Genomic DNA, 23,040 nt, shown 5'->3' on the forward strand with positions numbered 1-23,040 from the left:
CACACCCGCACGAGCCCCCGTCCCGCCCATGCCGAATCCGCCCGCCGACCCCGCCGGGCCATGCCTTAGCGTGTGGGCCGTGACAAGGGTGGGGGCGAAGTCGGCGGCGAAGTACGGCATCGGGGCGTGGCCACTCGGCCTGCGCCTCGCGCTCGGCGCCGGTGCCGCACTCGGCGCGGGCACGGCGGGCTCCCTGGCGTACGCGCGGGCCGGCGGTACGGGCGCCGACATCCTGCGCGACCTCGCGGTGGGCTGGGCGTACGCGGGCGCGGGACTCGTCGCCTGGTGGCGCAGGCCCGCCAACCGCACCGGCCCGCTCATGGTCGCCGAGGGCGTCACCTGGTTCATCGGCAACCTCCAGGGCACCTCCGTACCCGCCCTGTTCGCCGTCGGCGCCTGGTGGGAGGCGCTCAACATGGCGGTCCTCGCCCACCTCGTCCTGACCTTCCCCGACGGCCGCACCACCAGCACCCGCACCCGCCTCCTGATCCGGTTCTCGTACGGACTCGTCGCCGCCGGCGGGCTGCTGCGGGCCATGACGTACGACCCGGCCCGCGCCCCCGACGCCACCTATCTCGACTGCCGCGGCTGCGGCCCCAACCCGCTGCTCGTGGACGGTGCCACCGGACTCTTCGAGCCCATCGACCTGGCCTACCGCGGCGGCGCCCTGGTGATCTCCGCGCTCCTCGCCGTCGCGGTCGTGCACCGCTGGCGCCGCGCCTCCGCCGCCCGCCGCCGCGCCCTGCTGCCCGCCTGGATCGCCATCGGCATCGCGCTTGCCTTCGTCGCCTGGGACGTGGTGCTCCTGACCGTGCCGGGGCTCTCCGGCTTCGGCGCCGACCTCGTCCTGCTGCTCTCCGACCTCGCGCAGATCGCCGTACCGCTGGCGTTCCTCGGCGGGCTCCTGCGGATGCGGCTGCGGCGCGCCGAGGTCGGCGGCCTGGTCATCGAGGTGGGCGCGGACCCCACCCCGGCCCGCATGCGCGACGTCCTCGCGCGCGTGCTCGGCGACAGCTCGCTGCGGCTCGGCCTGTGGCAGCACGACCGGGGCGGCCGCGGCGGCTACGTCGACCAGGGCGGCCGCACCGTACGCGCGGAGGGGCCGCGCGCAAGCCGCGTCGACTCCGCGCGCGGCACACCCCTCGCCGTCCTCGACCACGACCCGGCGCTCGCCGAAGACCCCGAACTGCTTGCCGCCGTCGGCGCCGCGCTCCGCCTCGGCCTGGAGAACGCCTGGCTGCGCACCGAGGCCAAGGAGGTCACCTCGCGCATCGTGCGCGCCGCCGACGACGAGCGGCGCCGCCTCGAACGCGACCTGCACGACGGCGCGCAGGCCCGCATCGTCTTCGCCCTGATGGCGCTGCGCCGGGTCAGCAAGGGCGTCGCCGACCATCCCGACGCGAAGGTGCGCGACTCCGTCGCGGAGGTCGAGCAGAGCCTGCGCCTCGCCCTCGAGGAGCTGCGCGGACTCGCCCACGGCATCCACCCGGCCGTACTGACCAGGGAGGGCCTGGCCCCCGCGCTCGCCGAACTCGCCCGCCAGGCCGAGCTGCCCGTCGTGGTCGCCGCCGAACCCGGCCGTTACGACCCGGTCGTGGAGACCACCGCGTACTTCACCGTCTGCGAGACCCTCGCCAACGCCGCCAAGCACGCCCGCGCCGAGGCCGTCAGCGTCTCCGCCAGGCGGCACGGCTCCACCCTCGTCGTCGAGACCGTCGACGACGGCATCGGCGGCGCCGACAGCGCGCGCGGCACGGGGCTCCGCGGTCTCGCCGACCGGATCGCCGCCGTCGACGGCGTGCTGCGGGTGCACAGCCCCGCGGGCGGCGGCACCCGCGTCCGGGCGGAGCTGCCGTGCGGGTGATCGTGGCCGAGGACTCGGCGATCCTGCGCCAAGGCCTCGTACGGCTGCTCGTCGACGAGGGCTTCGAGGTGCCCGCCCAGTGCGCGGAGCCCGGACCACTGCTCGACCTGGTCGCCGCGCACCGCCCCGACGCCGTCCTCCTCGACATCAGGATGCCGCCCACGCACACCGACGAGGGGCTGCGCGCCGCCGCCGCGATCCGCGCCCTGCACCCGGGCACCGGCATCCTGCTGCTGTCCCAGTACGTGGAGACCACCGCGACCGTGCGGGCCCTCTCCGACGACGACAGCGGCGGCTTCGGCTATCTCCTCAAGGAGCGCGTCGCCGACGCCGACGAACTGGCCCACTCCCTGAAGCGGGTCGCCGCAGGCGAGACCGTCGTCGACCCGGAGGTCGTCGCCCACCTCATGAACGGCGTGCGCGCCGCCGCCGGCACGCACGCCGAACTCACCGCCAGGGAACGGGAGGTGCTGTCCCTGATGGCGCAGGGCCGCTCCAACCACGCCATCGCACTGACTCTGGTCATCGGGGCGAAAACGGTGGAGTCGCACGTCCGCAGCATCTTCACCAAGCTCGGCATCGACGCCGACGCCCAGGACAACCGCCGCGTCCTCGCCGTCCTCCGGCACCTGCGCGACGCGTAGACCCCACAACTCGACGGCAAGCCCCACCTGACGGCGACCCCACCACCTGACGGCATCCGGCCCCCGCTCCGCGATGAGCCACCGGTCGGTGCCTCCCCCGAGATCCCGTGACCCGTGCCCCCGTATTCCCAGCGCGGAGCGGTGCCGGACCACCAACGCTAGGCTGCCCGGCGGCCGTGGACATCAGGGTCAGCCCTGAATTCCGGTACGAGGACCCCTTAGGGGCGCGCCTCAGGTGGAGACGCGCTGCCGGGCGGCGCCGGGCATTCCGGTGGCGAGGTCCTCGGCGAGCAGCCGCTTGGCGATCGCGTCGGTGGCGGCGCGCAGTTCGGGCCCGGCGGGACGGCCGCGGTCGTCCTCGAGCCGGTCGCCGAGCCAGTCGCCCCAGGCCTTGCTGATCACGGCGGCCTCGCGGGCGCCCGCCGGGGTGTGCGAGAAGAACGCGCCCGCACGGCTCAGATACCCCTCGTCCACCATCCGGTCGAAGACCGGCACAAGCACCTCGGGCGGCACCTCGCGGCGCGTGGCGACCAGGCCGAGGCTGGCATGCCCGACGAGCCGGGTGAGCAGCTCGACCTGCATCACCGCCCACGCCCCGGCCACATCGAGCCGGGACTCGGACGCGGCGAGCACCCCACGTGCCTCGGCCGGACCGGCGGACCGGACGATCTTGGCGACGGCGAGTTCGAGGAGCTGCGCGGACTCGGCGTTCGCGGCGGGCGCGGAGAAGCCCTCGCCCATGTCGGACGACGTCATCCGGGCCGAGTCGCGCAGCGTGACCTGCTTGAGGAAGAGGGCCACCAGGAAGCCGAGCACCGCCACGGGCACGGTCAGCAGGAACACCGTCTGCAAAGTGTCCGCGTAGGCCTCGATCAGCGGTTCCGCCTGCGCGTCGGGCAGCGAGTGCAGCCCCTGCGGGCTCTGCGCGGCCTGCGCGAGCTCCGCCGGCTCCGTCCCGCCGAGCCGGGCGGCCTCGACGACCCCGGCGGTCAGGTTGGGCTCCAGGGTGTTGGCGTAGATCGTCCCGAACACGGCGGTGCCGAAGGCGCTGCCCAGGGTGCGGAAGAACGTGACACCGGAGGTCGCGGTGCCCAGGTCGGCGTACTCGACGGTGTTCTGCACCGCGATGGTCAGCACCTGCATGCACAGGCCGATACCGGCGCCGAGCACGAACATGTAGAGCGACTCGAGCCAGCTGCTGGTGTCCGCGCTCATCAGCGAGAGCAGATACAGGCCGAGCGCCATCACGAGGGAACCGACGATGGGGAAGATCCGGTACGCGCCGGTCTTGCTGACCACGTTGCCGCTGAAGATCGAGGCGATCAGGAGACCCGCGACCATCGGCAGCGTCCGCACCCCGGAGACCGTGGCCGAGTCCCCGTCGACGTACTGCAGATACGTCGGCAGGAACGTCATCGCGCCCAGCATCGCGAAGCCCACCACGAAGCTGAGGATCGAGCAGACCGTGAACACCGGGTTGGCGAACAGCCGCATCGGCAGCATCGGCTCCGCCGCCCGCGTCTCCACCAGACAGAACAGCGCGAGCGCCACCGCGCCGCCGACGAAGAGTCCGATGATGACGCCCGAGCCCCACGCGTACTCGTTGCCGCCCCAACTGGTCGCCAGAATCAGGGCACTTGCCCCGGCGGCGACCAGCGCGATGCCCAGGTAGTCGATGGCCGGGCGGACCGCCGACCGCACGCTGGGGATGGTGCGGGCGGCCGCGATCACCACCAGGATCGCGATGGGGACGTTGACGTAGAACGCCCAGCGCCAGGAGAGATGGTCCGTGAACAGGCCGCCGAGCAGCGGCCCGATCACGGTGGACACCCCGAAGACCGCGCCGATGGCGCCCTGGTACTTGCCGCGTTCCCGCAGCGGGATCACATCGGCGATCAGCGCCATCGCGGTGACCATGAGACCGCCCGCCCCGATGCCCTGCAGTCCGCGCCAGACGATGAGGAGCGTCATGTTGCCGGCGAGGCCGCAGAGGAACGAGCCGGTGATGAACACGATCGCGGAGATCTGGAAGATCACCTTGCGGCCGAAGAGGTCACCGAACTTGCCGACCAGGACTGTCGCCACGGTCTCGGCGAGCAGATACGCCGTGACGACCCACGACATATGGGCGCCGCCACCCAGGTCGGCGACGATCGTGGGCAGCGCGGTGCCGACGATGGTCTGGTCGAGCGCGGCGAGCAGCACCCCCAGCATGATCGTCACGAAGACGACATTGCGGGTCCGTGCGTCGAGCACAGGCGGGGCGGCGACGGGCGCGGTCTCGGCACTGGTGGTCACACGGCAACTCTTGTGCGCCGCCCCCACCGGCGCCCGCCGCGAGGGACCGGACCGGTGACACGCACGCGCGAGGCGACACGGCCGGCGCACCAGGAGCTGCGGCGAGAGCGGTACGGGCCCATCATCCACCCCCCCCGCGCCTGCGTGCCTGCTCAGTCCGTCCGGCCCACCCGCAGCACCGGAGCGCTCTCCGCCGCGTCGACCGGACCCGCGCCGCGCTCCACCCGCGCCGCCAACTCCTCGGCCCAGACGCGGAGACCGGGCACATCGACCCCGTACGTTGCCGCCGGCGCCTGCCCGGTGTCCAGGTCCGCGGCAGGGAGCGCGTCGGCGCCGCGACGCAGCAACCGGGCGCCGCCCGTCGTGTTGCCGCGGGCCGCGTGGGTCAGGCCCACCGCGAGCTGGGCGAGCCCGCGCCAAAGCGCCCGGTCTCGCTCGGGGCCCGACTTCCAGGCGTCCTCGAAGACCTCGTGCGCGTGGAACGGCCGCCCCTGGTCGAGCAGCGCCTGCGCCTCGGCGAGCGTCTGCTCCGGGGTGCGCACGATCCCCTCGGGCTGCCGCTCCACGCCCGGCGCTCCGTACGGCAGCGGCCTGCCGAGTCCGTCACGGGGACGGGCGTTGCGGGCCCGCCCCTCGGCGTCGCGGTCACGGTCCTGGGGCTCTGGGGGAGGTGTGTCCATCGGGGTGCTCATCACCCTCCGATTGTGGCCGGGCGGGGGTGATCGGCGCAGGTCCGGGGTGAGGTAAGGTACTTACAGCACGACGCGGTCAACGGCCGCGAACGGGCATCGGGACGTGGCGCAGCTTGGTAGCGCACTTGACTGGGGGTCAAGGGGTCGCAGGTTCAAATCCTGTCGTCCCGACTGGAGACAGTCGCAGATGAGAGCCGGTTTCGAAGGTATTCGAAACCGGCTCTTGGCTATTTCTGGGGACCAGTTGGGGACCGGCGTGCTTGACCGGGGTCAGCGGGTCGCGACGATCGGGCCCGGCAGCGAGCGCGGTGCGCGCAGCGCGCTGTCCCGGCGGCCGTGATTTTGTGGACGTCCGGGTGCAGGTAGCGCTGGATGGTGGTCAGCGATCCGTGGCCGGCGATCCTGCGGAGCACGTGGACTTGGACTCCGGCGTCGGCGACCAGGTGAGCCTGGTGTGCCGGAGGTCGTGGCGGCGAAGGTGCTTGTAGCCGAGCTTGGTGACCACGTCGTCCCAGTGTGTGGCGTCGCGTAGGACGGCGGTGGAGATGCGTCCGCCACGTGGGCCGGGTTGACCTTGATGATGCGGTCACGGACGGCCTGTTCCATGACGCGGACCAGGACGGCAATGGTGTTCTTGACCGTTGAGCGGCTGTGTTCTTGGGCGATCCAGTTCGACGGGCAGGTGTCCCAGCGTGGGGACCACACGCAGCCGCCATCCCGAGAGATAAGGGTCGAGCACCTTCAAATCCAGCCCACGCAGGGCAAGTTCCATGTTCGCTTCGCCGTATTCGGCGAGCTTCATGGTGGCGAGCGATGGGGTGAGGCCAGCCTGCTCGGCCTCGATGATGGCTTGGATCCGCTCCTGCGCTTCTTCCTCGCTGTCCTTTACTTCAGACAGTGATTCGCGGCGCTTGCTCGTGGGGTCCGTCCAGCGGACTAGAGCCTGATAGGGGGTTCGCCGGGACCGCAGTCGTGATGCCCGTCGCGGCGAGCGGCTATGTGCTGTGCTCGATGGCCCTGGCCTAGTTGGATAGCTGCGGGCTTGCGTCTCGAGCCCAAGTCGTCGCTGCCCACAACCCGTTGGCGCCCAGGGGACCGCACCGTCGGCACTCGAGGATGCTTCCGGACGGCGCACGGGAGAAGCTGCTGGAGACGGGAACTTCTTCGCCACCTACGAGCGGCACGATCAACCTGCCCGGTCAACCTGCGCGGGTTACGGCCTTTGCTGCGGGCGGAGTTCCAGTGGGGCATGTATGCCCACGGCCTGTGGCACCTGACGTGGATGCAGTCGCTCGCGGACGAGTGTCAGCGCCGCGACGTGGCGTCCCTGGTCGGCCTGGGCCCGTCCGTCTTCCGCCGCGCCTATCACCAGCGCATGGTCCAGGAGATGCCAACAGGCCCTACGGAAGGTCTACTTCACCGCGGGCTACATCGAGACCGAGCACTTCGGGGCGGGCGCTCCAGTAGGCATTGGCCCGGGTCGCAGTGAGTGAGGAGGGCGCATGCGGCTCGCCGTGCACCCCACCGCGTCAGCCGGCACCTGGGCGGTACCGGCTGATCGGATCCAATTTCCTCTACGGAGGTGCCCATCGCGGCAAGCCAGCACCCTATGCGTTGCCCCGGAGGGGCGATGCATACCGGCTGACCACCGGATCCTCCGGAGAGCTGGGCAGCCCACCGGTTGGATATTTCTATCCAATCCGTTGCGGCAGGGCGTCAGCAAGCAGAATTCAGGCCGATTTTCGCCGCGGCGATTCAGGGGGAACGTTGCAGCGATTCAGCGGGAAGTCGTCGATTTCCAGCGTCCTTTGGCGGTCTGCGGAATGGTGTCCGGAAGGTTCGCGTACACCGCACCCGTGGGCGCGGTGTACGCCGCGGCGAAGTGCCGGAGTTTCGGGTTCATCGTGCAGAACGATGGGTCTCTCTCGCAGGAATTACTCCGTTCGGGTGACTGGGTGACGAGCCTCTTGTAACTCGATCGGGTGTATGCGTCACTGTGGGTGTGAAACCGGCGGGCTGCCCATCCCCGTGCCGGGGGAACGTTGGTATAGGCAGCGCTTGCCGGTTTTCTTCATGCCCAGAGACAGGTGTACGTACCTGGCCATGGGTGCTGGGGCGAGGGTCCGTTATTTCGCCCTGGGCCCGTCAGCACTTCTGAGCCACGTTCCGTTCCCACCTGGAGACGTGGGCAAAGCGCTTACCACGCCAACGCCCTTCATCGGTACCGGCCTTGGGCCGTTCCGCCGGTTTCTCGTATCTCACCGAAGAAGGAAGAAGGAGCGTCCTCATGCCCATCTCCCCGAATCAGGGTTCCACCGGCGGTGGCACGTTGGTGACCATCACAGGTGTCAACCTCGCCAACACCAGCGCGGTGACGTTCGGCACCCAGCAGGCCACGAGCGTCACCAACGTCTCGCCGACGCAGGTCACAGCGGTATCTCCGTCCGGGACGGGCGTGGTCGGGGTGACCCTGACGACGCCGGGCGGGACCAGCAACCCGCTTTCGTTCTTCTACGTCGGTGCCCCGTTCAAGTCCGCCCTGAGCGCCAGTTCCGGGCCGACGGCCGGCGGAAACACCGTCACCATCAGCGGCACCGGCCTCTCGACGGCGACCAGTGTGTCCTTCGGCGCGAACACCGCCACCCCGACCGTGATCTCCGACGCCTCCCTCACTGTGGTGGTGCCGGCCGGCGCGTCGGCCGGGTCGGTGTCAGTGAGCGTGACGACCGCGGGCGGCACCAACAACGGGTTCTCCTACACCTACATCGACGACCCCACGATCGCGACGATCACCCCGGCCTCGGGATCAACCTCCGGTGGAACGGCGCTGACCGTCACGGGCACGAACCTCAGCAGCACCACGTCCGTCACCATCGACGGCACCACCGCACCGTTCTCCGTCATCAACGCCACCACGCTCTCGGTGGTCACGCCGCCCGGCACCGCCGGCGCGGTAGACGTCGTGGTCACCAACCCGGCTGGATCCGCCACCTCGGTCGGCGGCTTCACCTACGTCGCCGGTCCGGGCATCTAGTCCGGCAGCCCCACCGGACAGACGTTCAACCCTCGTCCGGGCGGTACCCCTATTCCGCCCGGACGGGCAAAGCCCCCACTATCGGCATCTGCACGTGGCCAGGTCCGCACACGGATCTGGTCGCAGCGACGCGTAAGGAGTACAGCCATGGCTGTCCCTGTCGTCTCCTCGGTCAGTCCAAACAAGGGGCCGGTTTCCGGCGGGACCACTGTCACCCTGACCGGTACCGGCTTCACCGGCGCAACAGCCGTCAAGTTCGGCAGTGTTGCCGCCACCTCGTTCACCATCGTCAGCGGCACGCAGATCATCGCGGTGACTCCTGCCGGCACCGGCGCGGTCAATGTCACCGTCACGACCAGCGGGGGCACCAGTACCCCGTCCGTCACCTACACCTACGTCCCCGCCCCTTCCCTGTCGAGCCTGTCGCCCAGTCAGGGCCCGGTCTCGGGAGGCACCGTGGTGACGCTCACGGGGGCGAACCTGTCGGGTGCGACGGCTGTGCGTTTCGACGGAGTCGCGGCGTCGTCGTTCACCGTCGTTTCCGCTACTCAGATCACGGCGGTGACCCCTGCCCACGGAGCCGGTTCCGCTGCGGTCACGGTGACCACCCCCGGCGGCACCAGCAACCCCCTCAGCTACGGCTACTTCAACGCTCCCACCCTGACGGCCCTGGCCCCCACCCAGGGACCGACGTATGCGGGAAGCGCCGTCACGCTGACCGGAACGAGCCTGACGACCGCCACCGGCGTCTTCTTCGGCAGCACTCCCGCATCGTTCACGGTGCTTTCCGCGACTCAGGTCACGGTTGTCGCCCCGGCAGGCGCGGCAGGGGCGGTCATCGTCACGGTTGTCACCACCGCCGGCACCAGCAACGGGCTGACGTACACCAGAGTCGAGGGCCCCGCCATCTGACCCGCCGTGCCCTGCTGGCAGGACGTCTTCCCGTGGTACCCGGACGCCTGGCAGCAGGGCGGCTCCGGTGGCATACGAGTGCATCCCCGGCCGCGAACATCGAGGCGCACCGCCTCCGGACCAGTCACTATTCATATTTGTTTGTGTCACAACACGGTTTTTGGTGGTATATGCGCTTTTCTCTTCACGTCTCCTCAATGCAGACGCGCGGTGGAAGGTGTGGTGGTTCGTGATGCGAAGGAATGTTGCTTCATCGCTTGTCCTGGGGGCGGTGAGTATCGGTCTGGCGTGTGGGCTCTCGGGGCCCGTAGCGGCAGATCAGGGACCAACGGGCACCGTACGATCCGGGGTGACTGCTGCCGGCGCAGAGCGGAACCAGTCCATGGGGGCGGGTCGCGGGATTGTCGTGGCGAAGGCTGGCGTGAAAATCCGCTCCCAGCCGACGACCCACTCTGCCAAGCTCGGCGGTTACCCCAACAACGCCCGGATCGGTATCGAGTGCAAGTCATCCGGCGAAAGCGTCGGCGGCGACAGAACGTGGTACAGGCTTGCGCACCGCCCGGGCTGGGTGACCGCCCGCTACGTCAGAGTCTGGGGCCATGTGCCGCGGTGCGCCGAGCCGGGTCCCCCGGGCCCTCCGGGGCCCCAGGGGCCTAAGGGTGACACCGGTCCTCAAGGGCCCTCAGGAACCGCCAGCGTCACTCCCGTATACGGACCGGAGACGATGCTCGGACCGGGAGGGACGACGGCTCTGGTCGCCGTCTGTCCGGTCGGCCAGAAGGCGGTTTCCGGTGGCTGGTTGGCGGGCGACGAGGTCATGCCCGTACGGAGCTACAGGAGCACGAGCTCGAATCCCGACGACAGTTGGACCGTCAGCTTCCACAACAACTCTGCCACTGAGGAGTCAGCCGTTCGTCCCATTGCCTATTGTTCGCCGTGATGGCGCGGTGATACCGACGGGACGGCCTGGGCCGGACTGGGTTCCTTGAATCCGGGAGACGAGCCGGCCGGTTCCCGTCGTAACGCGAGGGCCCCTGGCGGGAGTTGGATCGGTGTGAAGACTCACCGTCCCGCCGGGGGCCCTCGCGATGCGCCCGGAGCCTGCAGCGGCATCGGACTCTGCAACCTCGCCCACCAGTGGCGGTCACGGCACTACGCGGACCAGTGCGAGCGGCAGAAGTCGTCCAGCCAGCTCGTCCACGCCGCCACGTCGAGTTCGTCCGCGGTGAAGAGGAACGAGCCGATCGACCCGGGGATGACCTCGACCGAGTCCGGCCGCGCCGTGATGACGGTCATCTCCAGCTGGCTCTGACGGTTGTAGGAGCTCGGGAACCCGAACTCCAGCTCCTGGCAGTACGCCAGCTTCTGCGTCCGCTGATGGTTGCGGTAGTGCTTCTTCACCTCGGCCTCGGCGAAGCGGAAGCCGAGGTCCGCGAACGCCTGGAACATCGCGTCCTGGACGGGCCGGGCATGCACGGCGATCTCGTCGAAGTCGCCCGGGTCCACCGCATTGTCGATCGCCATCGTGGTGCGCAGTGCGCACCGCGCGCCCTTCAGCCCGCGGCCCAGAGCATGAGTGAGGGGCATTTCCCAGGGGATGGCCACACTGCCCTCGAAGGTCCGCTCCTCCTTCGCCGCGAGCGTGAAGGACCCGAGTTCCACACTGGCCAGCACCTGTGGGGCCGCCCAGCCGGTCTCGGCCGGCTCGCATTCCTCCACCCGTATCACGAGCTCCACCGTGAGCCGGTCGACCTGGACATCGGCGCCTCCGCCGCGCACCGCCACCCTGAGCGGCAGCTCCTCGCCCGGGTGTACGTCGGTCCGGGCCGGCACCGTGTCCGCCTCGGGCGCGTTGATGCCCAGAGCGCTGAAGAATGCGCGGAATGCCACGAGTTGTCCTCTCCCTGATGGAACACATTGATCAAATCTGCAGGGAGTCTAGGGCTCGTCCGAAACGAACTCTGGGTTCCCGCCGGCTCCGGTGCCGCACCTGGCGCTACGGCGAAGCGGGCCGTTGCGAGGAGCGGAGTACGAGGAGGGTGATCTCGCTCGGGGCGAAGACGCGGAACGGCGGTCCCCAGAAGCCGGTGCCACGGCTGGTGTAGAGGAGGGTGCGGGCGCCGTGGCGGCTGAGGCCGGCGAGGGCGGGCTGGTCGATGCGGACCAGGTGATGGAAGGGCCAGATCTGGCCGCCGTGGGTGTGGCCGGAGAGCTGGAGGTCGACGCCGCCGGCTGCGGCCTGGTCGACGAACTTGGGCTGGTGGGCCAGGAGCAGGACGGGGTGGTCGGGGTCGGCGCCGTGCAGGGCTCCGGCGAGGTGGGCGCGGTGGCCGGCCAGGCCGGAGGACTCGGCGGTGACGTCGTCCACGCCGGCGACCACGAGGGTGTCGCCGCCGCGTTCGAGCAGCAGGTGGCGGTTGCGCAGTGGCTCCCAGCCCAGCTCGTCCATGAGGTCGACCCAGCCCTGGGCCTCGCTGTAGTACTCGTGGTTGCCGGTGACGTAGACCCGGGCGCGGGTGGCCTGCACGGTGCCGAGTGGGGTGGCCTGGGCGCGGCGGCGTTCGGCCGTGCCGTCCGCGATGTCTCCGGTGTGGCAGACCAGGTCGGCGTCCAGGGTGTTCACCGTGTCGCAGACCCGGGCCGACCAGCGGGCGCGGTCGAGGGGCCCGTAGTGGGTGTCCGTGATGAGGACGACGCGGGTGCCGTCCAACCCAGCTCCCAGGCGCGGGAGTTCAACGTCGAGCCGGCGCACCCGTGGCACCCTGCGGGCCTCGGCGTACCCCCAGGCGAGCAGCACGGCGGCTGTGCCGAGGGCCGCCCACGTGACGATCCGGGCCCGGTCCTGGCCGTCTCCGACACCGGTCACGGTCAGGGCGGGTCGCAGCAGGACGCCGAGCAGAACGGACCAGGTGAACAGGGTCCAGCTGGCGCCAAGCAGGGTGTCCCCGACGATCGCCGCCCGGTCCTGCTGCCGCTTGCCGTGGCCGCGCACCATCGCGAGCGGCATGCCGATCAGGCCGAGGGCGAACAGGGCGGTGCCGGCCAGCGTGACAGCGAGCGGCCAGTGCTGACCGGAGTACAGCAGTAGCCAACAGGGCACCGTCCACAGCAGAACGGGGGCGATCAGGGGGAGGAGGCGCATCAGGCGACGCAGTCGTCTCTGCTGAGCCTCGCGCGCCGCGCCGTCGACGGATCGCGTCTCGCTGGTACCGGTCACGCTTCCCCTCCCTGGGCAACCAGGCTGCCGTCGCGCACTGTATCCGGCCGTCGTCGGACCGGCCGGACAGGGTGCGCGAGTGCATGGCCGAGGGCCGGCCACTCGTCATTCAGGTCAGGACCAGCCCGTGGCGCGCCGGCCGAGTGCGGAGCCCGTACGTGTCGCTCAACTCGGCATGCATCATGGGCAGTTGATGCTGCATCAGGCCGGGACCACAGGAGTCCGCGGCGCTGCTCCCGCCTCCGCCCCCGGCCGCAGTACGGGCACCGCTTCCAGTACGAGGACGGCGAGGTCGTCGTCGATCGGGTCGGGGCTGAAGTTGTGCGCCGCCTTCCGTACGCGTTCCGCCACGGCCTTCGCGCCGAGCCCCACGCAGCCGCGCAGCAGCTCGGCGAGGCCGTCGTTGTCGTCCAACTGCCGGTTGCCCCGGCGGCGTTCGGTCACTCCGTCGGTCACGCAGAGCAGTGTCTCGCCGGGTGCGAGGTGGAAGGAGTTGGCGTGGAACTCCGCCTGCTCGTCGACCCCGAGCAGCATCTGCGGTTCGGCGGCCGGCGTCACCGTGCCGTCGGCGGAGAGCCGCAGCGGAAGCGGGTGCCCGGCGCTGGCCACGGTGACCCGCGCGCCGCCGGACACCGGGTCGGGCTCCAGCTCGCCGTACAGCAGGCTGAGGAACCGCGAGCCGGCCGGCTCCCCGGTGACCGCGACCGCCTCCGCGCCCTCCTCCGACATCGCGATGTTCAGCCGGTCGAGCAGGGCCTCGACGCCGTGGCCCTCGCGGGCGAGCAGCCGTACCAGGTGGCGGGCCAGACCGGTGACGGACATCGCCTCCAGATCGTGGCCGCAGACGTCGCCGAGCAGGAAGCACCAGCGGCTCTCGCCCATCGGGAACAGGTCGTAGAAGTCACCGCCGACGGTCTGCCCCTCGCCGCTGGGCTCGTACACGATGGCTGTGTCGACGCCCGGTATGGCCGCGAGGGACGTGGGCAGCTGGCGGCGTTGCAGCGATTGGCTGATGTCCGCCTGCCGGGTGTAGTGCCGGGCCGTGACGACGGCCTGCGCCACCCGGCGGGCCACGTCCTGGGTGAGGCGTACGACGGTGCCGGTCATCCGGGGCTGTCCGGCGCGGCCGATGAGTAGTGCGCCGTGGCAGCGGCCGCTCGCGACCAGTGGGAACATCAGCGCCGAGCCGCCCGGCTCGGTGAGGTCCGCGCGTTCCGGCCAGGGCCAGGTGATGGCGGTGGTGCTCAGCGTGGTCGGCGGCGGGCGCTCCTGCTCCAGGGCCAGGCGAAGCGTACGGATGTGCTGCTCGTCCCGGTGCCAGACGCGGGAGAGCCGCATCCTGCCGTTGGTGGTGGTGAGCCAGACGGCGCACCAGTCGGCGAGCCTCGGGACGAGGAGCTGGCCGGTGAGCGCGGTGACCAGGTCCTCGTCGAGCTGCCCGGTGAGCAGCTCGCTGACCTCGGCGAGGAAGGACGCCCCGGCGGGCTCGGCGCTGTCGGGAGCCGGGAGGCCGGGCGGCCGCGAGGGGTGGGCCGGAGCCGCGGGGACACCGTAGGGCGGGCCGTCCGGTCGTGGCCGGGCCTCGGAGCGGGTGTCCAGGCGGAACCACACGGTCTCCTCGGCCTGCCGGTAGGTCACGCCCCAGGACTCGGCGAGCACGCTCAGGAGCCGCAGCCCGTGCCCCCGCAGGTTGTCCCGCAGGCCGCCGCCGGGGTCGTCCTGCCCGGTGCCGGACAGGCGGCGGTGCACCACCTCGACGACGACGTCCACCTGCTGGGCCACGTTCTGCGGGGGCGCGGCGGGGAATCCGTCGTTGCCATGGCCGTCGCCGTTGCCCGTGCCGTTCGGGTGCTCGGGTCGTACGTCGATGCGGCAGCCGACGTCGACCTCGAACCCGCCGTGCGCGACGGCCGCGGTGAGCAGCTCGTCGGCGAGGAGTACGGCGTCGTCGACGAGGCGTTCGCCCGCCGTCGTACGGGCCGCGGGGGCGGTCGGAACGGACAGTTCCGAGAGGGCGGCGCGGAGGAACCTGCGGGCCGCCGAAGGGGCCAGCTCGTCGGCGGGCAGACGGATCCGCGACAAGGAATCACGCAGGTCAGCGGAGGGACCCACAGGCGCCTCCCGGCTCGGTTCCGGCGCGAAGTCGATGAATGTAGTCTAAATCGTATGAGTGGTATCAACTCTTGCTTAGTGCGCGATTGAGGACATTTCGCCATGATCGAGACCGCCGAGGGCTCCGGGACGGCCGATCGGCCGGGGCCCACCCGGAGTGAGCCGGGTCCCACCCGGAGTGAGCAGGCGTTGAGCGCCGCCGATCTGCGGCCCCTGCTCGCGACGATGATCGCCGTCCGGGACGGCGATTTCACCGTGCGGGCCGACGGTGCCTCCGAGGGGGTCACCGCCGAGCTGGCGGAGGTGTTCAACCAGATCGTCACGCGGAACGCGCACATGGCCTCGGAGCTGCAACGCGTACGCCAGGAAGTGATCCGGGGCGGCCGCCTGGACGAGCGGCTCGCGGCCAGCCCGGGGCACGGGGCCTGGACCACGAGCGTGGACGCCGCCAACTCGCTCATCGAGGCGCTGGTCGTGCCGGTCGGCAACGTCACGCGCGTACTGGACGCGGTCGCGGACGGCGATCTGACCCCGCGGGTCGAACTGCACGACGGCAAGCGCCAGCTCCGCGGCGACCTGCGCCGCCTGGGGCGCGGTGTGAACCGCATGGTGGACCAACTCTCGCTGTTCACCGGCGAGGTGACCCGAGTCGCCCGCGAGGTCGGCACCGAGGGGCGCCTCGGTGAGCGGGCGAAGGTCCAGGGGCTCTCCGGCGACTGGCGCTTCGTGACCGAGGCCGTCAACGCGATGGCCTCCCGGCTCACCGCCCAGGTCCGCGACATCGCGGTGGTCACGACCGCGGTCGCGCAGGGCGACCTGACCCAGCACGTGACGGTCGAGGCGACCGGTGAGCTCCTTGAGCTGAAGCTCACCGTGAACACGATGGTCGACCAGCTCCGCGCCTTCGCCGACGAGGTGACGCGCGTGGCCCGCGAGGTGGGTACCGAGGGCGAGTTGGGCGGCCGCGCCCACGTACCCGGGGTGTCCGGGGTGTGGAAGGACCTCACCGACAACGTCAACTTCATGGCGTCCAACCTGACCTCACAGGTACGCAACATCGCCCAGGTCACCACCGCCGTCGCCAACGGGGACCTGAGCCAGAAGATCACGGTCGGCGCGCGCGGCGAGATCCTGGAGCTGAAGTCGACGATCAACACGATGGTCGACCAGCTCTCCGCGTTCGCGGACGAGGTGACCCGTGTGGCCCGCGAGGTCGGTACCGAGGGCGACCTCGGCGGCCGGGCGCAGGTGCGTGGGGTGTCCGGGGTGTGGAAGGAGCTGACGGACAACGTCAACTTCATGGCGTCCAACCTGACTTCGCAGGTGCGCAACATCGCGCAGGTCGCCACGGCCGTCGCGCAGGGCGACCTCGGCAAGACCATCACCGTCGAGGCGAAGGGCGAGATCCTGGAGCTGAAGTCGACGATCAATACGATGGTCGACCAGCTCTCCGCGTTCGCCGACGAGGTGACCCGCGTGGCCCGCGAGGTCGGTACCGAGGGCAACCTCGGCGGTCAGGCGCAGGTGCGCGGGGTGTCCGGGGTGTGGAAGGAGCTGACGGACAACGTCAACTTCATGGCGTCCAACCTGACTTCGCAGGTGCGCAACATCGCGCAGGTCACCACGGCCGTCGCCGACGGAGACCTGTCGAAGAAGATCACAGTCGACGCGCGCGGTGAGATCCAGCAGCTCAAGGACACCGTGAACACGATGGTCGACCAGCTCCGCGCGTTCGCCGACGAGGTGACCCGCGTGGCCCGCGAGGTCGGCACCGAGGGCAACCTCGGCGGCCGGGCCCAGGTGCGCGGCGTCTCCGGCGTGTGGGAGGACCTCACCGAGAACGTCAACTTCATGGCAGACAACCTGACTTCACAGGTGCGGAACATCGCCCAGGTCGCCACCGCCGTCGCGCAGGGCGACCTGTCGAAGAAGATCGATGTGGACGCGCGCGGCGAGATTCTCGAACTCAAGACGACCATCAACACGATGGTCGACACGCTCTCCTCGTTCTCCTCCGAGGTGACGAGGGTCGCCCGCGAGGTGGGCAGCGAGGGCCAACTCGGCGGCCAGGCACGGGTCGAGGGCGTCTACGGCACCTGGAAGCGGCTCACCACCGGCGTCAACGAACTCGCCTCCAACCTCACCACGCAGGTACGCGCCATCGCCGAGGTGGCCAGCGCCGTCACCCAGGGCAACATGTCGAGTTCCATCACGGTCGAGGCGCGCGGCGAGGTCGCCGAGCTGAAGGACAACATCAACCTCATGGTGTCCAACCTCCGCGAGACCACCCGCGCCAAGGACTGGCTGGAGTCCAACCTGACCCGCATGGCCGCCCTGATGCAGGGCCACCGCGACCTGGTGGAGGTCGCGGACCTCATCCTCGGCGAGCTGACCCCGCTGGTGAACGCGCAGTTCGGCGCGTTCTTCCTGGCCGACTCCGGGGCGCGCCCCGGCGAGGACCTGCAGTTCATCGTCGGGTACGGGACCGACCAGGCGGGCGGCGGAAGCCCGCTGCCCGGCACCGGCACGCAGGGGCGCGGCCTGATCGCCCAGGCGGCCAAGCAGAAGAAGCGCATCCTCGTCCTGGACGCGCCGCAGGAGTACATCACCATAAACTCCGGGCTCGGCGCGGCCCTGCCGGCCAGCATCGTCATCGTGCCGATCCTCTTCGAGGGCGAGCTGCTCGGCGTGATCGAGCTGGCCTCGCTCAGCAGGTTCAGCGACGTACATCTGGCCTTCATCGACCAGTTCGCCAACACCATCGGCGTCTCGTTCAACACCATCATCGCCAACTCCCGTACGGAGTCGCTGCTTTCGGAGTCGCAGCGGCTCACCGCCGAGCTGCGGGAGCGCTCCAACGAACTGCAGCGCTCCAACGCCGCCCTGGAGGAGAAGGCGGCGCTGCTCGCCACCGCCTCGCAGTACAAGTCGGAGTTCCTCGCCAACATGTCGCACGAGTTGCGCACCCCGCTGAACTCGCTGCTCATCCTCGCCCGGCTGCTCGCCGACAACCCCGACGGCCATCTCTCCGACCAGGACGTGCAGTTCGCCGCGACGATCCACCGCTCGGGCTCCGATCTGCTCCAGTTGATCAGCGACATCCTCGACCTGTCGAAGATCGAGGCGGGCCGGATGGACGTCCACCCGAAGGAACTGTCCCTGGACAAGCTGCTCACGTATGTCGACGCGACCTTCCGGCCGCTGGCCGTCGACCGCGGCCTCGGCTTCAAGATCACCGTCGGGGACGATGTGCCGCAGGAGCTGCACTCCGACGAGCAGCGGCTCCAGCAGGTGCTGCGCAATCTGCTGTCCAACGCGGTCAAGTTCACCCACTCCGGCTCCGTGGAGCTGCGGGTCGAGCGGGTGCCGGGGGAGGACGTGGTGGGGGAGGCGCTGCAGAACGCGGAGACCGTCCTCGCGTTCCGCGTCAAGGACACCGGCATCGGCATCTCCGCGGACAAACTCCCGGTGGTCTTCGAGGCGTTCAAGCAGGCCGACGGCACGACCAACCGCAAGTACGGCGGCACCGGCCTCGGCCTGTCCATCAGCCGGGAGATCGCCAGGATGCTCGGCGGCCGGATCGTCGCCGAGAGCGAGCTCGGCGTCGGCTCGCAGTTCACCCTCTACGTCCCCGCGCGCCACCCCGGCGGCCTCGCCCCGGCCGCGCTGCCGGTGCAGAGCGGCATCCTGCCGGACGGCCTCGTACCGCCCCTGCCGGAACCGGTGGTTCCCGAAGCCGAGGCCCCGCCGGTGGAGGCCGTCCCCCTGGACGTCCCCCTGGCCGTGCCCCTGCCCGACAGCCCCGCCAGGACCGGGGACGCGTACACGGTCGCCGACGACCGGGGCGTGAACACCGGGTGGGGCACCGACGCGCGGGAGGCCACCTGGCCGCAGGCGACCCGGCTCAAGGAGTGGCTCAGCGGGCGCCCCGGACAGGTCCTCGCCGGGCGGCGCATCCTCATCATCGACGACGACATCCGCAACGTCTTCGCGCTGACGCACGTACTCGGCCGGGTCGGCATCACCGTGAAGTACGCCGAGAACGGCCGCGAAGGCCTTGAGATGCTGCAGCGCACACCCGATGTGGCGCTGATCCTTATGGACATCATGATGCCGGAGATGGACGGGTACGAGACGATCCGGGCCATCCGCGGCACCCCCCGGCTCGCACATCTGCCGATCATCGCGCTCACCGCCAAGGCGATGCCCGGAGACCGCGAGAAGGCCATCGGCAGCGGCGCCTCCGACTACGTGCCCAAGCCCGTGGACATCGACCGGCTGCTGTCCGTGATCACCGCGCTGCTCGACCCGCCGCGCAACGGTGGTACGCGGAAGGGCGAGGCGGACGGGGACGGCCCGCACGACGAGGACGGTGGACCGGACCAGGACGGTGGACCGGACCGGGGCGGTGGAACGGACCAGGACGGTGGACCGGACCAGGACGGTGGACCGGACCAGGACGGCGGATCGACGGAGGACGGGGCGTGAGCACCGTGGCACCTGAGCGTTGCAACATTCTCATCGTCGACGACATGGAGGAGAACCTCCTCGCACTCGAGGCCGTACTCGGCCCGCTGCATCAGCGGATCGTCCGCGCGCATTCCGGCGAGGAAGCCCTGAAGGCGTTGCTGCGCCAGGAGTTCGCGGTGGTGCTCCTCGACATCGTGATGCCCGGCATGGACGGCTTCGAGACCGCGGGGACCATCAAGCGCCTCGACCAGACCAAGGACGTGCCGATCATCCTGGTGACCGGCGTCAACCCAGGGCCGGACTACGCGTACCGGGGATACGCGGTCGGCGCCGCGGACTTTCTGACCAAGCCCATCGACCCCTGGATGCTGCGGACCAAGGTCAGCGTCTTCCTTGAGCTGTACCGCAAGAACCAGCAGTTGGCCGCGGCGGTGGCGGACTCCGCGCACGGGGAACGGCTCGCGGAGGTGGCCGAGGAGCTCAACCGGATCGAGCTGCTCCTGCGGGACGGCGCCGCCTCCGATCCGTCCCGACTCGCGGACCGTGTCGCCGAGTTGGGCCGCACCGTCGACTGGCTCCGGCACCCCGGCGGCGGGTGAGAGCCGCGGGGCTCTCACCCGGCCGGTTCAGCGGCGGGGTCTCAACGGGCGTCCGCCTTCAGGAGGTCCGAGCACTTCTCGCCGATCATCATGGTCGTGATGCACGGGTTGACGGTGACCAGGTCCGGCATCACCGAGCCGTCCGCCACCCGCAGGCCCTCGACGCCCTTGACCCGCAGCCGGGCGTCGACCGGGGCGAGCGCGTCGTCGTCGGCGCCCATCTTCACCGTGCACGCCGGGTGGTAGACGGTGTTGTGGGTCTTGTGCAGGTAGTCCAGGAGCTCGTCGTCGGTGCGCACGTCCGGGCCCGGTGCCAGCTCCGCGCCCGCCCAGCCGCTCAGCGCGGGCTGCCCCGCGATACGCCGGGCCAGCTTCAGGCCGTACGTCATCACCCGGGCGTCGTGCTCGTGGGTGAAGTAGCGCGGGTCGACCCGGGGCTTGTCGCGGAAGTCGCCGGAGCGCAGCCGCACCGTGCCGCGTGAGCGGGCGCGGGTCACGTTCGGGGTGAGGCAGAACGCGTTGTCCGTCGTCGGGTAGCCGTGCCGGGCCGTGTTCATGTCGAAGGGCACCGAGCCGTAGTGGAACATCAGGTCGGGCCGGTCGAGGCCGGGCTCCGTGTCGTAGAAGATGCCCGCCTCCCACCACTGGCTCGACCGGGTGGGCATCGGCCGCCGCGCCTCCCACATGATCACGCCCTCGGGGTGGTCCTGCAGGTTCTCGCCGACGCCCGCCGAGTCGACGAGCACGTCAACTCCGTGCTCTCGCAGCTGAGTTGCCGGTCCGATGCCGGACAGCATCAGGAGCTTTGGGGTGTCGATGGAGCCGCAGGACACGATCACCTCACGGCGGGCCCGTACCGTACGGGTGGTGCTCTGGTCCGGGGCCAGGTACTCGGCGCCCACGCACCGCCGGCCCTCGAAGACCAGCCGCTTCGCGTGGACGCCCGTACGCACGGACAGGTGGGGGCGCCTGCCCATGACCGGGTGCAGATACGCGACCGAGGACGACTGGCGGACGTTGTTCTCGTCCGAGTTGATCTGGAACCAGTTGGCGCCGCGGATCACGGTCTCCCCGGTGTTGAACGGCGTCGTGGGAATGCCCGCCTGGGCGCAGGCCTCCAACAGGGCCGTACCGCAAGGGTCTTCGCCGCCCTTGAGGGTGCGCAGCTTCACCGGGCCGGAGCGGCCGTGGTGGTCGCCGGGCGCGTCGTTGGACTCCAGGCGCCGGTAGAGGGGGAACAGGTCGGCCGCGCTCCAGCCCGTACACCCGGCGGCCGCCCAGTCGTCGAGGTCCTCGGCCGGGGCCCAGAAGGCGATGCACGAGTTGTGCGAGGAGCAGCCGCCGAGCACCTTGGCGCGGGCGTGCCGCATGAGACTGTTGCCGCTGGACTGCGGCTCGACCGGGTAGTCCCAGTCGTAGCCGGACTCCAACAGGTCCATCCAGCGGTCGAGTTGGAGGACGTTGTCGTCGCCGACGTCGCTCGGTCCGGCCTCCAGGACGCATACGGAGACGTCCGGGTCCTCGGTGAGGCGGGCCGCGACGACATTGCCTGCGGTGCCGCCGCCGACGACTACGTAGTCGAAGACCTCGGCGGATGCGGTGGGCTCGGAACTCATGAGGTGGTGACCTCCTCCAGGTCGGCGGCAGGGCTGGGCGATCCGGCGGCTTCGGCGGCGTGCTCGGCGAGTACGCCGGTGCGGTGCCGCTGCACGAACCAGTAGTAGGCGAAGCCACCGCCGGCGATCACACCGACGAACAGGACCGCGCCCCAGCGCAGATACCAGTGGTACGGGGCGGTGGCGTTGTACACGGCCGCGCGCGGCCAGATCAGGTTCAGGGTCATGCCCGCGCCCCAGAGCACCGCGAGAATGTTGACGGGCAGTCCCCAGCGGCCGAGCGAGAACTTGCCGTCCCGGGCGGGCTGCCAGCGGCCGCGCAGCCGTGCCACCAGCATCGGGACGGTGACCAGGAGATACGCGACGTAGATCATGATGATGCCGATGCTGGTGACCACCGTGAAGATCTGCGGCTGGCGGATGTTCACGACCAGGATGCCGAGCGAGACCACCCCGATGATCACCGCGGGCGCCACCGGCGTCTTGAAGCGCGGGCTGACGCGGGCGAGCAGCGAGGACGCGGGCAGGTTGTTGTCGCGGGACATCGCGAACGCGAGCCGGATCGCCGCGGTGTGCACGGCGAGCGCGCACACCGTCACCGCGATGAGCACACACCACAGCATGGCCTTCCCGGCGGTGGGGCCGAGCACGTCGAGCACCACGTACTGCAGTCCGTCCGAGGAGAGCTTCTCGCCGCGCAGCGAGGAGACGCTCATCAGGGCGAGCAGCAGGATCAGGCCGCCGAGGACGAACGAGGCGACGATCGAGCGGATGATGGCGCGCGGCGCGTTCCGCGACGGGTCGAGCGACTCCTCGCCGAGCGAGGCCGCCGTGTCGAAGCCGTACATCACGTACGCGGAGGCCAGCGAGGCGACGAGGAACGCGCCGAGATAGCCGAACGACTGGTCGCCGCCCGTGGCCGCGGCGGTGTGCGCGGTCTGGGTGACCACCTGCGGGCCGCGGACGATGTGCACCGCGAACAGCACGATCAGGACGACCGTGGCGACGAGTTCGATGAAGACGCCGGCCGTGTTGATCGTGGCCATCAGCTTCACACCGAAGGCGTTGACGAGCGTGGTGAACAGGATCAGGACCGCGGCCAGGAGCACCGCGTTGGTGGCCACGTCGTACGTGCCGGTGCCGTCCCCGACGAACTGGAAGAACGACGAGATCTGCGGAAGGGTCAGCTGGTAGGCGAGGGCGACGGCCGCGATCGACACGACCGAGGCGAGCAGCATCATCCAGCCCGCCAGCCACCCGACGTGCGGATTGCCCACCTTCTTCGCCCAGTTGTAGACCGAACCGGCCACCGGATAGCGGGCGGCGAGCTCCGCGAAGCACAGCGCCACCATGAACTGGCCGAGAAACACCATCGGCCAGGACCACCAGTAGGCGGGGCCGCCGTGCGCGTATCCGAAGTAGAACAGCTGGAACGTTCCGGTGAGGATGGAGATGTAACTGATGCCTGCGGCAAAGGTGTGGAAGTTGCCCAGGGTGCGCTTGAGTTCCGGGCGGTAGCCGAACTCCGCGAGTTCGGCGTCGTCATCGGTGTGGGTCATGCGACGTCTCCTGAGAGCCCCGT

General features: G+C 70.3%; 14 protein-coding genes and 1 tRNA gene. 7 read left to right on the forward strand and 8 right to left on the reverse strand.

Features of this window, described 5'->3' with window-relative positions; genetic code table 11:
- Positions 1-79 precede the first annotated feature (79 nt).
- Positions 80-1,864 (forward strand): sensor histidine kinase, encoded by a 1,785-nt coding sequence (locus GUY60_RS38845; RefSeq protein WP_312866228.1) that lies wholly within the window; start codon positions 80-82, stop codon positions 1,862-1,864.
- Complete coding sequence (locus GUY60_RS08460) at positions 1,861-2,508, forward strand: LuxR C-terminal-related transcriptional regulator (RefSeq protein WP_161695513.1); 648 nt, start codon at positions 1,861-1,863, stop codon at positions 2,506-2,508. The genes GUY60_RS38845 and GUY60_RS08460 overlap by 4 nt, the downstream gene beginning before the upstream one ends.
- A 231-nt stretch (positions 2,509-2,739) precedes the next feature.
- Here the strand turns inward: GUY60_RS08460 and GUY60_RS08465 are convergent, their stop codons facing one another.
- On the reverse strand, positions 2,740-4,806 hold the full coding sequence (locus tag GUY60_RS08465) for an MDR family MFS transporter (RefSeq protein WP_161695481.1): 2,067 nt from the start codon (positions 4,804-4,806) through the stop codon (positions 2,740-2,742).
- A gap of 152 nt (positions 4,807-4,958) precedes the next feature.
- The gene (locus GUY60_RS08470) at positions 4,959-5,486 is read right to left on the reverse strand and encodes a DUF309 domain-containing protein (RefSeq protein WP_161695483.1); all 528 of its coding nucleotides are present in this window, start codon (positions 5,484-5,486) and stop codon (positions 4,959-4,961) included.
- A 109-nt stretch (positions 5,487-5,595) separates the two neighbouring features.
- Between GUY60_RS08470 and GUY60_RS08475 the strand changes: the two genes are divergently transcribed.
- Positions 5,596-5,669 (forward strand) — tRNA-Pro (locus GUY60_RS08475).
- Positions 5,670-6,084: 415 nt separating this feature from the next.
- Here GUY60_RS08475 and GUY60_RS38850 read toward each other — a convergent pair.
- A complete protein-coding gene (locus GUY60_RS38850; protein ID WP_246234508.1) occupies positions 6,085-6,300 on the reverse strand; it encodes a hypothetical protein in 216 nt (71 codons plus the stop codon).
- 1,485 nt (positions 6,301-7,785) lie between these two features.
- On the opposite strand from GUY60_RS38850, the gene GUY60_RS08485 reads away from it, so the two are divergent.
- Together GUY60_RS08485 and GUY60_RS08490 are read left to right on the forward strand one after the other, a co-directional pair.
- Positions 7,786-8,532 carry an IPT/TIG domain-containing protein gene (locus tag GUY60_RS08485; RefSeq protein WP_161695485.1) on the forward strand — a complete coding sequence of 249 codons (747 nt, stop codon included), beginning with the start codon at positions 7,786-7,788 and terminating at the stop codon, positions 8,530-8,532.
- Positions 8,533-8,679: 147 nt separating this feature from the next.
- Positions 8,680-9,444, forward strand: a complete 765-nt coding sequence (locus GUY60_RS08490) for an IPT/TIG domain-containing protein (protein ID WP_161695487.1) — start codon at positions 8,680-8,682, stop codon at positions 9,442-9,444.
- Positions 9,445-10,596: 1,152 nt separating this feature from the next.
- Here GUY60_RS08490 and GUY60_RS08495 read toward each other — a convergent pair.
- From GUY60_RS08495 to GUY60_RS08505, 3 genes are all read right to left on the reverse strand, one after another.
- Positions 10,597-11,334: a sporulation protein gene (locus GUY60_RS08495; protein ID WP_161695489.1), complete on the reverse strand. Its 738-nt coding sequence runs from the start codon at positions 11,332-11,334 to the stop codon at positions 10,597-10,599.
- A gap of 106 nt (positions 11,335-11,440) precedes the next feature.
- Entirely contained in the window at positions 11,441-12,661 is a 1,221-nt protein-coding gene (locus GUY60_RS08500; protein ID WP_161695491.1) for a metallophosphoesterase, read from the reverse strand.
- 201 nt (positions 12,662-12,862) lie between these two features.
- A complete protein-coding gene (locus GUY60_RS08505) occupies positions 12,863-14,743 on the reverse strand; it encodes a GAF domain-containing SpoIIE family protein phosphatase (protein ID WP_246234509.1) in 1,881 nt (626 codons plus the stop codon).
- Positions 14,744-14,875: 132 nt separating this feature from the next.
- On the opposite strand from GUY60_RS08505, the gene GUY60_RS08510 reads away from it, so the two are divergent.
- On the forward strand, positions 14,876-19,261 hold the full coding sequence (locus GUY60_RS08510) for a HAMP domain-containing hybrid sensor histidine kinase/response regulator (protein ID WP_161695493.1): 4,386 nt from the start codon (positions 14,876-14,878) through the stop codon (positions 19,259-19,261).
- A 44-nt stretch (positions 19,262-19,305) separates the two neighbouring features.
- Positions 19,306-19,842, forward strand: coding sequence for a response regulator (locus GUY60_RS08515; protein ID WP_188132294.1), 537 nt, complete (start codon positions 19,306-19,308; stop codon positions 19,840-19,842).
- Between the two features lie 41 nt (positions 19,843-19,883).
- Here GUY60_RS08515 and GUY60_RS08520 read toward each other — a convergent pair whose 3' ends face one another.
- Complete coding sequence (locus GUY60_RS08520) at positions 19,884-21,458, reverse strand: GMC family oxidoreductase (protein WP_161695497.1); 1,575 nt, start codon at positions 21,456-21,458, stop codon at positions 19,884-19,886.
- The gene (locus GUY60_RS08525; RefSeq protein ID WP_161695499.1) at positions 21,455-23,017 is read right to left on the reverse strand and encodes an APC family permease; all 1,563 of its coding nucleotides are present in this window, start codon (positions 23,015-23,017) and stop codon (positions 21,455-21,457) included. The genes GUY60_RS08520 and GUY60_RS08525 overlap by 4 nt, the downstream gene beginning before the upstream one ends.
- Positions 23,018-23,040: the final 23 nt, after the last annotated feature.

The sequence above is a fragment of the Streptomyces boluensis genome (assembly GCF_009908195.1).
Classification (GTDB): Bacteria; Actinomycetota; Actinomycetes; order Streptomycetales; family Streptomycetaceae; genus Streptomyces; species Streptomyces boluensis.